Origin of the sequence: Zoogloea sp. LCSB751, assembly GCF_002028455.1 — a bacterium.
In the GTDB taxonomy this organism is placed as follows: Bacteria; Pseudomonadota; Gammaproteobacteria; order Burkholderiales; family Rhodocyclaceae; genus Zoogloea.
Genome location: NZ_MWUM01000169.1, coordinates 1 through 276 on the forward strand (window position 1 = coordinate 1; position 276 = coordinate 276).

Below are 276 nucleotides of genomic sequence, written 5' to 3' on the forward strand. Positions count from 1 at the left end.
ACGAAAGCGCCCCCTTGAGTTTCCTTTATTTTTAAAGTCGTTAGAATCGGGAGCCATCAAGGCTCCCGATTGCCATCCACGGAGGATAAATGCAGGAATTCATGGCTACCAGCGAACGCCGGGCCCAACTCTACTGGTGGTTCTCCACCCTGTTTGCCGCCGAACTCAGTGATGAACAGATCGCCGAATATGACACCTATGACGTGCGAAGCTTCCTGAAAAGCCTCTCCACTCTGGATCCCATGCGCGAGGCCGTGGCCGAACTCAACGACGCCA

The 276-nt window shown here is 54.3% G+C and carries 1 protein-coding gene; it reads left to right on the plus strand.

The features are described 5' to 3' along the window. Positions 1-89: 89 nt before the first annotated feature. A partial coding sequence (locus tag B4920_RS26230; protein ID WP_216820050.1) for a hypothetical protein occupies positions 90-276 on the plus strand: 187 nt, incomplete at its 3' end.